Here is a 13725-nt window from a genome sequence, read left to right as displayed (position 1 = left end):
CTTCACCCGATAAAGTCGAGATCCTCCATGCGCCTACGCTCATCCCTTGCCTTGCTCACTGCCCTGCTGGCCAACAGCGCTTTCGCCAGCCCGGCACCTGCCGCCCTCGCCCCACTGCTTGGCACCATCGAGGAGCGCCTGGCGATTGCCGATCAAGTCGCGTTGAGCAAATGGGACAGCGGTAAACCCGTCGAGGACCGTCAGCGCGAGCGTGATGTGATTGCCGGCGCCGTTGCCCTGGCACCTGCTTATAAATTGAGCAACGAAGCCGTCGAACAGTTCTTCTCGGCGCAGATCGAGGCCAACAAACTGGTGCAATACGCGCATTTGTCTGACTGGCATGCGCAAGGCAAGGCACCCGACGATCCTCGCCCCGACCTCGTCGGGCAGATCCGCCCGCAACTTGATCAGTTACAAAAACGCCTGCTGCAACAACTGGCCGATTTCAGCCCTTATCGCAACGACCCGCAGTGCCCGTCCTGGCTGGCCAAGGCCAATAAAACCGGCACCCAAGTATCTCTGCGCGAGCTCGCCAAGGTACGCGCCAGCGCTGAGTTGTGCAGCGCCAGCCGCTGAGCCGGCCTGCCGACATGCGCTGATGTGCTCTATGCTCAGCGCTTAGTCGCCACGAACGGAACAGGGCCGGACACTTGCCCAACGGCCAATGGAAGCCTGCAATGCGCTCATTGTTGTTATGCCTGCTCGTACTGATCGCCCTGCCCGCCGCTGCGCAGATCTATAAGTACACCGACGCCAATGGCAACACCGCCTACAGCAATCAGCCGCCCGACGGCGTCAAAGCCCGGCCGGTCGAATTGCCACCGCTCAACAGCGTCGAGCGTCAGTCGCCCAGCGAACCCGTAGCACCGCCGCAAGCCAGTAGCCGTGACCAACCGCACAGCGCCTATCAGGTGCTGGAGCTGAGCGGCCTGCCCACCGAAGAAGCCTTGCGCGCCAACGACGGCACGTTCACCGTCAGCGTATTGATCAATCCACGCCTGCAAGGCACTCATCGATTGAGGCTGTTACTGGACGGTCAACCCTACGGCCAGCCGAGCAACGTGCCGACCCTGCAACTAGTGAACATCGACCGTGGCGAACATAACCTTGCGGTTCAGGTGATCGACGGGCAAAACGTCGTGCAACAGAGCCCCACCGTGACGCTCACCGTGCAACGGGTGCATAAACCTTGAGGGCCTGGCTGTTGATCGCGTGCCTGGTCAGCCTGCCGGCGATGGCCGAGGTCTTCACATATATCGACGCTCAGGGTAATCGGGTCTTCACCGATCAGCCGGGCGCCCGCAATGCCAAACGTGTGCCGTTGGCGACAAGCAATCGAATGTCGGCCAACCCGAGTGGCGCAGCGCCCATGACCGCCGCGAAAACAAACCCGGCCAAACCATTGTTTCATTACGACATGCTTCGGGTGCTGGTGCCGGAACCGGATGCCACGATCCGTAGCAGTGCCGGTGAGTTGATCGTCAGCGTTACCAGCGAACCCGGCCTGCAACAGGGTCATCGTTACCGTTTGCTGCTGGACGGCCAGCCCACCGCCGAGCCCGGCCCCAGCCCGGTGTTCGCCCTGAGCAATATCGACCGCGGCAGTCACAACCTGTCGGTGGAAATCCTCGACGAACAGGGCCGCACCGTCGAACGCACGGCCAATCAACCGTTCCATATGCTGCGCATTTCCCTGGCGCAGAAACGCCAGGTCAAACCCTGCACCCTCACCGACTACGGCCAACGGCCGGAATGCCCCCTTAAAGACAAGCCTGAAGAAGAAAAAAGCGCCTTCTTGCCCTTCTTCTAACCTCGTTCAGGTTTGCGCACTATATTGGTGCAAACATCTGCACCATACCCACATCTCAGCCCATTTTGGTTCGAAAGTACTCGAAAAAACTGGCAGAACGCCATGCAAACGAGCGTAAAACGCCCGTTTCAGGCTCTAAACGCTTCTTTTCGGAGCCTTGGTTTGGTTTTTGCATTTTCCTCATACCGGCGCGTTATTCATGCGCATGCCCTGCTCCAAAAGAGGTCCTGATGACCATTAGCGACGCACTACACCGCTTGCTACTCGACAACCTGACCACCGCCACCATCCTGCTCGACGCCGAACTGCGCCTCGAGTACATGAACCCGGCGGCGGAAATGCTCCTGGCCATCAGCGGCCAGCGTAGCCATGGGCAGTTCATCAGTGAGTTGTTCACCGAGTCCACCGAAGCGCTGAACTCCCTGCGCCAGGCAGTCGAGCAGGCACACCCGTTCACCAAGCGCGAAGCGATGCTCACCGCCCTCACCGGCCAGACCTTGACCGTCGACTACGCCGTGACGCCAATCCTGAGCAATGGCGACACGATGCTGCTGCTGGAGGTTCATCCTCGCGACCGCCTCTTGCGGATCACCAAGGAAGAGGCGCAACTGTCGAAGCAGGAAACCAGCAAAATGCTGGTGCGTGGCCTCGCCCACGAGATCAAGAACCCTCTTGGCGGCATTCGTGGCGCGGCTCAGTTGCTCGCCCGTGAGTTGCCGGAAGAAAGCCTGCGCGATTACACCAACGTCATCATTGAAGAGGCCGATCGCCTGCGCAATCTGGTGGATCGCATGCTCGGCTCCAACAAGCTACCGTCGCTGGCCATGTGCAACGTCCACGAAGTGCTGGAGCGTGTGTGTCAGTTGGTGGAGGCCGAAAGTCAGGGCTGCATCACTTTGGTGCGCGACTACGACCCAAGCATTCCAGATGTCTTGATTGATCGCGAACAGATGATTCAAGCCGTGCTGAACATCGTGCGCAACGCGATGCAGGCCATCAGCAGCCAGAACGAGCTGCGCCTTGGCCGCATCAGCTTGCGTACCCGCGCCATGCGCCAGTTCACCATCGGCCACGTGCGCCATCGCCTGGTGACCAAGATCGAGATCATCGACAACGGCCCGGGGATCCCCGCCGAGCTGCAGGAAACCATCTTCTTCCCCATGGTCAGCGGCCGCCCGGACGGTACCGGGCTGGGCCTGGCCATTACCCAGAACATCATCAGCCAGCACCAGGGCTTGATCGAATGTGACAGCCATCCAGGCCACACCACGTTCTCGATCTTTCTGCCACTGGAACAAGGAGCCACATCGACATGAGCCGTAGTGAAACCGTGTGGATCGTCGATGACGACCGTTCTATCCGTTGGGTCCTGGAAAAAGCCTTGCAACAGGAAGGCATGACCACGCAAAGCTTCGACAGCGCCGATGGCGTGATGAGCCGCCTGGCGCGCCAGCAGCCGGACGTGATCATCTCCGACATTCGCATGCCGGGTGCCAGCGGCCTGGACCTTCTGGCGCGGATTCGTGAACAACACCCACGGCTGCCAGTCATCATCATGACTGCCCACTCCGACCTGGACAGCGCTGTCGCGTCCTATCAGGGCGGCGCGTTCGAATACTTGCCCAAGCCGTTCGATGTCGACGAAGCCGTGTCGCTGGTCAAGCGCGCCAATCAACACGCACAGGAACAGCAAGGCCTGGAAGTCGTCCCGACGCTGACCCGCACCCCGGAAATCATCGGCGAAGCGCCGGCGATGCAGGAAGTGTTTCGCGCCATCGGGCGCTTGAGTCACTCCAACATCACCGTGCTGATCAACGGCGAATCCGGCACCGGTAAAGAGCTGGTGGCCCACGCCCTGCACCGTCACAGCCCACGGGCGGCCTCGCCATTCATTGCGCTGAACATGGCGGCGATCCCCAAGGATCTGATGGAGTCCGAACTGTTCGGCCACGAAAAAGGCGCGTTCACCGGCGCAGCCAACCTGCGTCGCGGGCGCTTCGAACAGGCCGACGGCGGCACGCTGTTCCTCGATGAAATCGGCGACATGCCGGCTGACACCCAGACTCGTTTGCTGCGGGTACTGGCGGACGGCGAGTTTTACCGCGTCGGCGGTCATGTGCCGGTGAAGGTCGATGTACGCATCATCGCCGCGACTCACCAGAATCTGGAAACCCTGGTGCATGCCGGAAAATTCCGTGAGGACTTGTTCCACCGCCTCAACGTAATCCGCATCCACATTCCACGGCTGTCGGACCGTCGCGAAGACATCCCGACCCTGGCCAAGCACTTCCTCAGCCGCGCCGCGCAAGAACTGGCGGTGGAACCGAAACTGCTGAAAAGCGAAACCGAGGAATACCTGAAAAACCTGCCATGGCCAGGCAACGTGCGTCAGCTGGAGAACACCTGCCGCTGGATCACCGTAATGGCTTCAGGTCGCGAGGTGCACATCAGCGACCTGCCGCCGGAGCTGCTGAGCCTGCCGCAGGATTCAGCACCGGTAACCAATTGGGAGCAGGCGCTGCGCCAGTGGGCCGACCAGGCTTTGGCACGTGGCCAATCGAGCCTGCTCGACAGCGCCGTACCGGCCTTCGAGCGGATCATGATCGAAACCGCCCTCAAACACACCGCCGGCCGCCGCCGCGACGCCGCCGTACTGCTGGGCTGGGGACGTAATACCTTGACGCGCAAGATCAAGGAATTGGGGATGAAGGTAGACGGCGGGGATGATGATGAGGGGGATGAGGGTTAACTAGCCGCCAGCTCCTCACTGAGTACCGGATCCAATCGCGGGCAAGTCCGCTCCCACAGGAATTTCGATGGTTTCACCGTCGCGTGAACACCTTTGAACCTTGTGGGAGCGGGCTTGCCCGCGATGCTTTTGGGGCCACCGTGCACCGCAGCAATGCACCGTGAACCGCAATCGCGCACAACAACCCGTCCCAAATCCCGTGCTCATCTGCAGAAAAAACCATACCGAAAAAACACAAAAGCCCCGGAATACGGGGCTTTCAGCACTACTCAGCGACTTTTCGTTTCAACATATTAAAAACTGGCACGCCCCCTGCAATAGTCCAATCAGTGATTCGATTCACTACCCAGTTTCGGGGACCTTGGTACAGGCAGGCCGGGGATTCCCCTCTTTACACCGGGCTCACACCGCAACAGCGACGAGCCCACCCGTTTTGGGGTCCTTGGTACAGGCAGGCCGGGGATTCCCTCTTTACACCGGGCTCACGATRCAAWGCGCGAGCCCTCCCGTTTCGGGAACCTTGGTACAGGCAGGCCGGGGATTCCCTCTTTACACCGGGCTCACGATGCAATGCGCGAGCCCTCCCGTTTCGGGAACCTTGGTACAGGCAGGCCGGGGATTCCCTCTTTTATTGCTCTCGGAGATGGATCTCCAGCCGCCAGCGGTCATCGACCTTGCTACCGGCCCAGTCGCCCTGCAGGGGCCGGGCCGCCACCACCGTCAGCAACAATCCCCCATCACTCAATCGCGTTCGCCAGTTCACGTCCTTGCCGTTGAGCTTGAGCTGACCTTTCTGTGCACGGCCTTCAGCCTCGAACAACAGCGCGACACTGCCGTCGACCAACTCGCCGTGGGTTTTGGGCTCGTTGTTGAACCAAACCACCAGTCCATCATTGGTCACCTCGACCTGCTGCAAAACGCTGGGGTCGGGCGCAGTCAGACGACCGATCATCAGGCCCACCATCACCCCGACAATCGCCAGTGAACCCATCACCCGCAGGAATAGTTTCGAACGGGGATCGGCTTGCGGCGTAGAATGCTGCTCATCTTTACCTTCGGAGCCGTGCATGTTTCACGTCATCCTTTTCCAACCAGAAATTCCGCCGAATACCGGCAACGTTATCAGGCTGTGCGCCAACAGTGGCTGCCACCTGCATTTGATCGAACCGCTGGGCTTCGAGATGGACGACAAGCGCCTGCGCCGGGCGGGCCTCGATTACCATGAGTATGCCACCCTGCAACGCCACGCAGACCTCGCCAGCTGTCTGGAAAGCCTCGGCCACCCTCGGCTGTTCGCCTTTACCACCAAGGGTTCGCGACCGTTCCATGATGCCAGCTTCGCCGAGGGCGATGCCTTCCTGTTCGGCCCGGAAAGCCGCGGCTTGCCAGCCGAAGTGCTCGACGCCCTGCCCGGCGAACAACGCCTGCGCCTGCCCATGCGCGAAGGCTGTCGCAGCCTGAACCTGTCCAACACCGTGGCCATCGCAGTGTACGAGGCCTGGCGTCAGCTCGGGTTCAAGTAACCTCACGATCCGACTACGGGTTTCGTTTGCTCCATGAAAAAAGCGCCTTTGAAGGCGCTTTTTTCATGGAGCAAACAAAGCTTCTTTTTACTGGACGGTCGGAGTCTCGCCAGCCGCCTGCATGCGTTGCAGCTCTTGTGCGTACAGCGCGTCGAAGTTCACCGGGGCCAGCATCAGGGCCGGGAACGAACCGCGGGTCACCAGGCTGTCCAGGGTTTCGCGAGCGTACGGGAACAGGATGTTCGGGCAGAACGCGCCCAGGGTGTGGCTCATCGAAGCCGCGTCCAGGTTCTTGATCAGGAAGATCCCGGCTTGTTGCACTTCAGCGATGAACGCCACTTCTTCACCGTTTTTCACGGTGACCGACAGGGTCAGCACGACTTCGTGGAAGTCGCCTTCCAGCGCCTTCTGACGGGTGTTCAGATCCAGACCGACGCTCGGCTCCCACTGCTGGCGGAAGATTGCCGGGCTTTTCGGGGCTTCGAAGGACAAGTCACGTACGTAGATGCGCTGCAAGGAGAATTGCGGTGCGTTTTCTTCTTCGCTAGCTGCAGTGTTCTGTTGGTCAGTCATCTCAGATCCTTTCTGATCTCGGGTCTTATAGGGTTAGCTATTTCTAAGTAACGCAGTCAGGCCTTGAGCATGGCGTCGAGCTTGCCGGCGCGCTCCAGGGCAAACAAATCATCACAGCCGCCAACGTGGGTGTTGCCGATCCAGATCTGCGGCACGGACGTTCGCCCGGCCTTCTGAGCCATCGCGGCACGCACCTGCGGCTTGCCATCGACCTTGATCTCTTCGAAGGCCACGCCTTTGTTCTCGAGCAGGTACTTGGCTCGCGAGCAATAAGGGCAGTAATCGCTGGAATAGACGACGACGTTGTTCATATCACTTCACCAGCGGCAGATTATCGGCTTTCCAGCTGGAAATACCGCCAGACAGCTTGGCAGCGGTGAAACCGGCTTTCACCAGTTCACGGGCATGAGTACCGGCGGTCTGGCCCATGGCGTCGACCAGGATAATGGTCTTGGCCTTGTGCTTTTCCAGTTCGCCGATGCGAGTGGCCAGTTTGTCCTGAGGAATATTCAACGCGCCAACGATGTGACCGGCGGCGAAATCCTTGGTCGGACGAATGTCGACCACCACGCCTGCGTCCTTGTTGACCAGCCCGGTCAGTTCACCGGTGCTCAGGCTGCGGCCACCGCCTTGCATCTGATAGGCCAATAGCAGGGCCGCCAGTACAACGAAGATACCCACGAGAATGTAGTGGTTGGTGGCGAATTGAATCAGGTGATCAACCATCGAAGGAGGTTCCAGGGCGTTAAAATGTCGGCCAGTATACACAGCCACTATGGTGGGCCAAACCCCGTCCGGCGGTGACGTGGCCGGAACTTCGCTTTAAACTGCCACTCCCTTTTCCATCGCCCTCTTTTAATTCAGCCACGAGTGGAATCCATGACTACCACGCCTAAACCTTTGGTCCTGATTATTCTCGACGGCTTCGGTCACAGTGAGAGCCCTGAATCCAACGCCATCTATGCGGCGAAGAAGCCCGTACTGGACCGTCTGTGGGCCACCGTGCCGAACGGCCTGATCTCGGGCAGCGGCATGGACGTCGGCTTGCCGGACGGCCAGATGGGCAACTCCGAAGTCGGCCACATGAACCTCGGCGCCGGCCGGGTGGTGTATCAGGACTTCACTCGCGTGACCAAAGCGATCCGCGACGGCGAGTTCTTCGAGAACCCGACCATCTGCGCCGCGGTGGATAAAGCCGTCGCTGCCGGCAAAGCCGTGCACTTCATGGGTCTGCTGTCCGATGGCGGCGTTCACAGCCACCAGGACCACCTGATCGCCATGGCTGAGCTGGCCTTCAAGCGCGGCGCCGAAAAAATCTACCTGCACGCCTTCCTCGACGGCCGCGACACGCCGCCGAAAAGCGCCCAGTCGTCGATCGAATTGCTGGATGCAACCTTCGAAGCCCTCGGCAAAGGCCGGATCGCCAGCATCATTGGCCGTTATTACGCCATGGACCGTGACAACCGTTGGGATCGCGTGTCCCAGGCCTACAACCTGATCGTCGATGGCGCCAGCGAATTCAATGCCGCCACCGCCCAGGAAGGCCTGCAGGCCGCGTACGAACGTGGCGAGAGCGACGAATTCGTCAAAGCCACCAGCATCGGTGAGCCGGTGAAGGTCGAAGATGGCGACGCCGTGGTCTTCATGAACTTCCGCGCCGACCGTGCCCGCGAACTGACCCGCGTGTTCGTCGAAGACGATTTCAAGGAATTCGAACGTGCTCGCCAGCCAAAACTGGCCGGTTTCGTCATGCTGACCCAATACGCCGCCAGCATCCCCGCGCCGTCGGCTTTCGCTGCGGGTAGCCTGGAAAACGTACTGGGCGATTACCTGGCGAAAAACGGCAAGACACAGCTGCGCATCGCCGAAACCGAGAAGTATGCCCACGTGACCTTCTTCTTCTCCGGCGGTCGCGAAGAACCGTTCCCGGGCGAAGAACGCATCCTGATCCCGTCGCCGAAAGTCGCCACCTATGACTTGCAGCCCGAGATGAGTGCCCCGGAAGTCACCGACCGCATCGTCGATGCCATTGAAAACCAGCGTTACGACGTGATCGTGGTCAACTACGCCAACGGCGACATGGTCGGCCACAGCGGTGTATTCGAGGCGGCGGTGAAAGCTGTGGAATGCCTGGACACCTGCGTCGGCCGTATCGTCACGGCACTGGAAAAAGTCGGCGGCGAAGCCCTGATTACCGCCGACCATGGCAATGTCGAGCAAATGTCCGACGCCTCCACCGGCCAGGCCCACACCGCCCACACCACCGAGCCGGTGCCGTTCATCTATGTCGGCAAGCGTGACTTGAAGGTTCGCGAAGGCGGCGTGCTGGCCGACGTGGCGCCGACCATGCTGAAGTTGCTGGGGCTTGAGAAGCCTGTGGAAATGACCGGGACTTCGATTCTGGTGTAATCCGCCGTTCAAACACCACACAACCCTGTGGGAGCGGGCTTGTGTGGTGAGGGGGCTTGCCCCCGTTCGGCTGCGCAGCAGTCGTAAAACCATTGCATGCGGTGTACCTGGTACACCGCGATTGCAGATTTTGGGGCCGCTTCGCGATCCAACGGGGGCAAGCCCCCTCGCCACACAGGCTCGCTCCCACATTGGTTTTCAGTCCAGTTATCACACAGTCCCAATTGGGCGTTTTTTTTGCAGCGTGGGGCGGGCATACTAGGCCGTCCCTTTCCCTGGTGTCGCCCGCCTCTATGCTTCGCGTCCTGATAGCCCTCGCTCTGACATGCCTGCTCCAACCGGCCTTTGCCGACGAGCGCACGCAAACCCAACAACAGTTGGACGCCACGCGTCAGGACATTGCCGAACTGAAAAAGCTGCTGGGCAAGCTGCAGGAAGAAAAATCCGGGGTGCAGAAAGACCTCAAAGGCACCGAAACCGAGATGGGCAAGCTCGAGAAGCAGGTCGATGCGCTGCAAAAAGAGCTGAAGAAAAGCGAATCCGAGCTCCAGCGACTCGATGCCGAGAAAAAAAAACTCCAGAGCGCGCGCATTGACCAGCAACGACTGATCGCCATCCAGGCCCGCGCGGCCTATCAGAATGGCCGCCAGGAGTACCTGAAACTGCTGCTCAACCAGCAGAACCCGGAAAAATTCGCCCGCACCCTCACCTATTACGACTACCTGAGCCAGGCCCGCCTGGAGCAGCTGAAGAATTTCAACGAAACCCTGCGCCAACTGGCCAATGTCGAAAAAGACATCTCGATGCAGCAAGCGCAATTGCTGGTGCAGAAAAGCAGCCTCGACAGCCAGCGCGACGAACTCGACAAGGTCCGCAAGGAGCGCCAGCAAGTCCTGGCCAAGCTCAACGACGACGTGAAAGCTCGAGACCAGAAACTGGCCGCCCGCGAGCAGGATCAGGCAGACCTGTCTAAAGTCCTTAAAACCATTGAAGAAACCCTGGCCCGCCAGGCCCGTGAGGCAGAAGAAGCGCGGCAAAAAGCGCTGATCGCCCAGCAGGAAGCCGAAAAAAAGCGGTTACGTGAGGCTCAGGCAGCAGCAGACGCCACCGATGCCCCACGCAAACCCGTCAAATCGACGCCCGGCGCCCTGGTTTCAAGTTCAGGCGAGACCTTTGGCGGCCCCTTTGCTTCCACCCGCGGCAAACTTCCATGGCCGGTTGATGGTCGACTGCTGGCGCGCTTCGGTGAAACCCGTGGCGACGATGCCCGAACCAAATGGGACGGCGTGATGATCAGCGCCTCCGCCGGCAGCCAGGTGCATGCCGTGCACGGCGGTCGCGTGGTGTTTGCCGACTGGCTGCGTGGGGCCGGGCTGCTGGTGATTCTCGACCACGGCAACGGTTTTTTGAGTCTTTACGGTCACAACCAGACGCTGCTCAAGTCTGCGGGTGACGTGGTAAAAGCCGGTGAATCCATCTCCACTGTCGGTAACAGTGGCGGGCAGGACACACCAGCACTGTATTTCGCTATTCGTCAGCAGGGTCACCCGAGTGATCCGGCGCAATGGTGCCGCGCGCAAGGATAGGCGTTGAGTCACCTACATTAGGAGTTCGTTCGACATGCTGCATTTGTCCCGCCTTACCTCGCTGGCCCTGACGATCGCCCTGGTGATCGGCGCGCCTCTGGCGTTTGCCGCTCAACCGGCCCCGGCGGTCGCGCCTGCCGGCACTGCTGCGACCACCAAGGCGCCATTGCCGCTGGACGAGTTGCGCACCTTTGCCGAAGTCATGGACCGGATCAAGGCAGCCTATGTAGAACCGGTTGACGACAAGACCCTGCTGGAAAACGCCATCAAAGGCATGCTCAGCAACCTCGACCCGCACTCCGCCTACCTGGGCCCGGAAGACTTCACTGAATTGCAGGAAAGCACCAGCGGCGAATTCGGCGGCCTGGGCATCGAAGTCGGCGCGGAAGACGGTTTCATCAAAGTGGTTTCGCCTATCGATGACACCCCGGCCTCCAAGGCTGGCATCCAGGCCGGCGACTTCATCGTCAAGATCAACGGCCAGCCGACTCGCGGCCAAAGCATGACCGAAGCCGTGGACAAGATGCGCGGCAAGATCGGCCAGAAGATCACCCTGACCCTGGTCCGCGACGGCGGCACTCCGTTCGACGTGACCCTGGTCCGCGCCACCATCCAGGTGAAAAGCGTCAAGAGCCAGCTGCTGGAATCCGGCTACGGCTACATCCGCATCACCCAATTCCAGGTCAAGACCGGCGAAGAGGTCTCCAAGGCCTTGGCCAAGCTGCGCAAGGACAACGGCAAGAAACTCAGCGGCATCGTCCTCGACCTGCGTAACAACCCGGGCGGCGTGCTGCAATCGGCGGTGGAAGTGGTCGACCACTTCATCACCAAGGGCCTGATCGTCTACACCAAGGGCCGCATCGCCAACTCTGAACTGCGCTTCTCCGCCACCGGCAAGGACGAAAGCGAAGCCGTGCCAATGGTCGTGCTGATCAACGGCGGCAGCGCCTCGGCCTCGGAAATTGTCGCCGGCGCCCTGCAGGATCAGAAACGTGCGGTGGTCATGGGCACCACCAGTTTCGGCAAAGGCTCGGTCCAGACCGTGTTGCCGCTGAACAACGATCGCGCACTGAAAATCACCACGGCGCTGTATTACACGCCGAACGGCCGCTCGATTCAGGCTCAGGGCATCGTCCCGGACATCGAAGTGCGCAAGGCCAAGATCACCAACGAGCAGGACGGCGATTACTTCAAGGAAGCCGATCTGCAAGGTCACTTGGGCAATGGCAACGGCGGCGCCGACAAACCGAGCGGTTCGGGCGGCAAAGCCAAGGCCATGCCGCAGGATGACGATTACCAGTTGGCCCAGGCCCTGAGCCTGCTCAAAGGGCTGAGCATCACCCGCGGCCACTGAGATGCGCCTGCGGTTACTACTCGGTCTGCTGTGCAGTCTGGCGGGAGTTGCTCACGCAGCACCTGCCACGACAGCGACCACACCTCACAAGGCTTATCTGAGCCTGATCATCGATGACCTGGGGCAGAACCTGCCCCGGGATCGCCGCGTGCTGGCCCTGCCCGGCCCGGTCACCACGGCAATCATGCCCGATACACCCCACGCCACCGAATTCGCCCGCGAAGCCCATCGCGCCGGCAAGACTGTCATTCTGCATATGCCCATGGACCCGGCCACCGGACCATTCGCCTGGCATCCCGAGTTGCCCATCGAAGAACTTGAAAAGCGCCTGAACGCCGCATTCAACATGGTGCCCTATACCGCCGGCATCAATAACCACATGGGTAGCCGCATGACCGCTCAGCAACCGGCCATGGCCTGGCTGATGGCGGACTTGCAGCGTCGGCACAAATTCTTCGTCGACAGCCGCACCAGTGCGCAAACCGTGGCCGCCGCCGAGGCGCAGAAGATTGGCTTGGCAAGTGTTTCGCGGGATGTGTTTCTGGATGACGAGCCCACCGAAACGGCGATCTTCACGCAGCTACAGACGGCGATCAGCCTGGCGCGCAAGCAGGGTTCGGCGGTGATGATCGGGCATCCGTATCCGCAGACTCTGGCGGTGCTGGAGCGTGAGTTGCCCAAGCTCAAGGCACAGGGAATTGACTGGATCGACATCAAATTGATGATCAGCGTGCGCGGCAATCGTGCGACGGCTGCTCATGGCAAGGATGGCGTCTACCGCTGACTTGCCGCACCTCCCACAGTGTTTTGCGTAAGCTACGAGGTTCGGTGTTGGGATTTAGAGATACCGCGCCATGATGTCGTCCACCACGCCTTCCTTGCGCAACTGATCCAGCGCGGCTTGCAGCTTGGCGACAGTCTCATCCGGCACGTCCTTGTTCAGCGCCAGGTACAGCTCGGCGCTGTTGAAGCGCAGTACGGTCTTGAGCCCGGTTACCCCGTCCAGCCGCGCCAGGTAACGTCCCGCCGGATCACCCGTAGCCCACAGATCGATCTGACCGTTAGCCAGCTTCTTCGCATTGTCCTGGTCGCGCAGCACCACAATCGGCTTCAGCCCTTGCTTGGCCAAAGTCTCGGCAATCGCATCGCCTTTGTAGGCACCAATTGTGTACTTACGCGCCTCATCCAGCGATTCCAGGGTGATCTTGCTATCAGCCTTGGCCAGCATGATCCAGTCGTCCGGGCCTATAGGGCCGACCCACTTGAAGAGATTCTCGCGGTCCGGCAGCCGCGCCATTACGAACACGCCATAACCGGGCTTTTCCAGAGCGAGTTTGTAGATTCGCTCCCAAGGGAAACGCAGCGTCAGGCTGTAGGGGATGTCAGCGCGCTTGAACATCTCGCGGACGATGTCCACGGCGATGCCATTGATGTTCTCGTCCTGGGCGAAGTTCTTGCCGTTCTTCGCCATGTTGTACGGGGGGAAGTTTTCCGTCAGCAATACCAGGCCGGTGTCGGGACCTTCTTCGGCGCGAGCCCCGTTGATGAGCAACAGAGAAGCGCTGGCGAGGACAAGAAGAAGACGTTTAAGCATGTCGGGCTACCGAAATCCATGGCGTGCCCAAGAGTGCCTTGAGCCCGCCATGCTGTCTACTGGCCTTTTGATAACGGCCTTATATGCATCATTAAAATAATGGGTATCACAGTCACTGTGGTAGATA

The 13725-nt window shown here is 60.3% G+C and carries 15 protein-coding genes; 10 read left to right on the top strand and 5 right to left on the bottom strand.

What is annotated here, in order from left to right; translation table 11 throughout:
- Nucleotides 1-27 precede the first annotated feature (27 nt).
- From AC1DQM_RS20000 to ntrC, 5 genes are all read left to right on the top strand, one after another.
- A complete protein-coding gene (locus tag AC1DQM_RS20000; protein WP_477746734.1) occupies nucleotides 28-576 on the top strand; it encodes a chorismate mutase in 549 nt (182 codons plus the stop codon).
- A 101-nt stretch (nucleotides 577-677) separates the two neighbouring features.
- The gene (locus tag AC1DQM_RS19995; protein WP_064615885.1) at nucleotides 678-1193 is read left to right on the top strand and encodes a DUF4124 domain-containing protein; all 516 of its coding nucleotides are present in this window, start codon (nucleotides 678-680) and stop codon (nucleotides 1191-1193) included.
- Nucleotides 1190-1810, top strand: coding sequence for a DUF4124 domain-containing protein (locus AC1DQM_RS19990; protein ID WP_019020933.1), 621 nt, complete (start codon nucleotides 1190-1192; stop codon nucleotides 1808-1810). The genes AC1DQM_RS19995 and AC1DQM_RS19990 overlap by 4 nt, the downstream gene beginning before the upstream one ends.
- A 230-nt stretch (nucleotides 1811-2040) precedes the next feature.
- Nucleotides 2041-3126, top strand: a complete 1086-nt coding sequence (gene glnL / locus AC1DQM_RS19985) for a nitrogen regulation protein NR(II) (RefSeq protein ID WP_018929201.1) — start codon at nucleotides 2041-2043, stop codon at nucleotides 3124-3126.
- A complete protein-coding gene (gene ntrC / locus AC1DQM_RS19980) occupies nucleotides 3123-4559 on the top strand; it encodes a nitrogen regulation protein NR(I) (RefSeq protein WP_018929202.1) in 1437 nt (478 codons plus the stop codon). Before glnL ends, ntrC begins: the two co-directional genes overlap by 4 nt.
- A gap of 628 nt (nucleotides 4560-5187) precedes the next feature.
- Here ntrC and AC1DQM_RS19975 read toward each other — a convergent pair.
- Nucleotides 5188-5628: a hypothetical protein gene (locus tag AC1DQM_RS19975; RefSeq protein WP_018929203.1), complete on the bottom strand. Its 441-nt coding sequence runs from the start codon at nucleotides 5626-5628 to the stop codon at nucleotides 5188-5190.
- Between AC1DQM_RS19975 and trmL the strand changes: the two genes are divergently transcribed.
- Nucleotides 5627-6082 carry a tRNA (uridine(34)/cytosine(34)/5-carboxymethylaminomethyluridine(34)-2'-O)-methyltransferase TrmL gene (gene trmL, locus AC1DQM_RS19970; protein ID WP_007939438.1) on the top strand — a complete coding sequence of 152 codons (456 nt, stop codon included), beginning with the start codon at nucleotides 5627-5629 and terminating at the stop codon, nucleotides 6080-6082. The genes AC1DQM_RS19975 and trmL overlap by 2 nt on opposite strands.
- 87 nt (nucleotides 6083-6169) lie before the next feature.
- Here the strand turns inward: trmL and secB are convergent, their stop codons facing one another.
- The 3 genes from secB to AC1DQM_RS19955 are packed head-to-tail and all read right to left on the bottom strand — an operon-like array spanning nucleotide 6170 to nucleotide 7381.
- Nucleotides 6170-6655, bottom strand: coding sequence for a protein-export chaperone SecB (secB, locus tag AC1DQM_RS19965; protein ID WP_007939439.1), 486 nt, complete (start codon nucleotides 6653-6655; stop codon nucleotides 6170-6172).
- Between the two features lie 56 nt (nucleotides 6656-6711).
- On the bottom strand, nucleotides 6712-6966 hold the full coding sequence (grxC, locus tag AC1DQM_RS19960) for a glutaredoxin 3 (RefSeq protein WP_018929204.1): 255 nt from the start codon (nucleotides 6964-6966) through the stop codon (nucleotides 6712-6714).
- Between the two features lies 1 nt (nucleotide 6967).
- Nucleotides 6968-7381, bottom strand: a complete 414-nt coding sequence (locus AC1DQM_RS19955; protein ID WP_477746733.1) for a rhodanese-like domain-containing protein — start codon at nucleotides 7379-7381, stop codon at nucleotides 6968-6970.
- A 153-nt stretch (nucleotides 7382-7534) separates the two neighbouring features.
- Between AC1DQM_RS19955 and gpmI the strand changes: the two genes are divergently transcribed.
- The 4 genes from gpmI (at nucleotide 7535) to AC1DQM_RS19935 (ending at nucleotide 12788) form a co-directional block, all read left to right on the top strand.
- Entirely contained in the window at nucleotides 7535-9064 is a 1530-nt protein-coding gene (gene gpmI, locus AC1DQM_RS19950; protein ID WP_258612974.1) for a 2,3-bisphosphoglycerate-independent phosphoglycerate mutase, read from the top strand.
- 293 nt (nucleotides 9065-9357) lie between these two features.
- The gene (locus tag AC1DQM_RS19945) at nucleotides 9358-10650 is read left to right on the top strand and encodes a murein hydrolase activator EnvC family protein (RefSeq protein WP_018929207.1); all 1293 of its coding nucleotides are present in this window, start codon (nucleotides 9358-9360) and stop codon (nucleotides 10648-10650) included.
- 34 nt (nucleotides 10651-10684) lie between these two features.
- Nucleotides 10685-12004: a S41 family peptidase gene (locus AC1DQM_RS19940; protein WP_018929208.1), complete on the top strand. Its 1320-nt coding sequence runs from the start codon at nucleotides 10685-10687 to the stop codon at nucleotides 12002-12004.
- Between the two features lies 1 nt (nucleotide 12005).
- Nucleotides 12006-12788: a divergent polysaccharide deacetylase family protein gene (locus AC1DQM_RS19935; protein ID WP_018929209.1), complete on the top strand. Its 783-nt coding sequence runs from the start codon at nucleotides 12006-12008 to the stop codon at nucleotides 12786-12788.
- Between the two features lie 54 nt (nucleotides 12789-12842).
- On the opposite strand, the gene AC1DQM_RS19930 is transcribed toward AC1DQM_RS19935, so the two are convergent.
- Nucleotides 12843-13598 carry a substrate-binding periplasmic protein gene (locus AC1DQM_RS19930; protein WP_018929210.1) on the bottom strand — a complete coding sequence of 252 codons (756 nt, stop codon included), beginning with the start codon at nucleotides 13596-13598 and terminating at the stop codon, nucleotides 12843-12845.
- Between the last annotated feature and the right edge of the window lie 127 nt (nucleotides 13599-13725).

This window comes from Pseudomonas sp. 01L34 (genome assembly GCF_056400265.1).
The sequence above is the reverse complement of the archived record's forward strand: the minus strand, read 5'-3'. Positions and strand labels throughout refer to the sequence as shown.

What these genes read in the sequence shown, in the direction of transcription:
- AC1DQM_RS20000 (WP_477746734.1), top strand. Translation starts at nt 28, where the DNA reads ATGCGCCTACGCTCATCCCTTGCCTTGCTCACTGCCCTGCTGGCCAAC.
- AC1DQM_RS19995 (WP_064615885.1), top strand. Translation starts at nt 678, where the DNA reads ATGCGCTCATTGTTGTTATGCCTGCTCGTACTGATCGCCCTGCCCGCC.
- glnL (WP_018929201.1), top strand. Translation starts at nt 2,041, where the DNA reads ATGACCATTAGCGACGCACTACACCGCTTGCTACTCGACAACCTGACC.
- ntrC (WP_018929202.1), top strand. Translation starts at nt 3,123, where the DNA reads ATGAGCCGTAGTGAAACCGTGTGGATCGTCGATGACGACCGTTCTATC.
- trmL (WP_007939438.1), top strand. Translation starts at nt 5,627, where the DNA reads ATGTTTCACGTCATCCTTTTCCAACCAGAAATTCCGCCGAATACCGGC.
- AC1DQM_RS19975 (WP_018929203.1), bottom strand. Translation starts at nt 5,628, where the DNA reads ATGCACGGCTCCGAAGGTAAAGATGAGCAGCATTCTACGCCGCAAGCC.
- secB (WP_007939439.1), bottom strand. Translation starts at nt 6,655, where the DNA reads ATGACTGACCAACAGAACACTGCAGCTAGCGAAGAAGAAAACGCACCG.
- grxC (WP_018929204.1), bottom strand. Translation starts at nt 6,966, where the DNA reads ATGAACAACGTCGTCGTCTATTCCAGCGATTACTGCCCTTATTGCTCG.
- AC1DQM_RS19955 (WP_477746733.1), bottom strand. Translation starts at nt 7,381, where the DNA reads ATGGTTGATCACCTGATTCAATTCGCCACCAACCACTACATTCTCGTG.
- gpmI (WP_258612974.1), top strand. Translation starts at nt 7,535, where the DNA reads ATGACTACCACGCCTAAACCTTTGGTCCTGATTATTCTCGACGGCTTC.
- AC1DQM_RS19945 (WP_018929207.1), top strand. Translation starts at nt 9,358, where the DNA reads ATGCTTCGCGTCCTGATAGCCCTCGCTCTGACATGCCTGCTCCAACCG.
- AC1DQM_RS19940 (WP_018929208.1), top strand. Translation starts at nt 10,685, where the DNA reads ATGCTGCATTTGTCCCGCCTTACCTCGCTGGCCCTGACGATCGCCCTG.
- AC1DQM_RS19935 (WP_018929209.1), top strand. Translation starts at nt 12,006, where the DNA reads ATGCGCCTGCGGTTACTACTCGGTCTGCTGTGCAGTCTGGCGGGAGTT.
- AC1DQM_RS19930 (WP_018929210.1), bottom strand. Translation starts at nt 13,598, where the DNA reads ATGCTTAAACGTCTTCTTCTTGTCCTCGCCAGCGCTTCTCTGTTGCTC.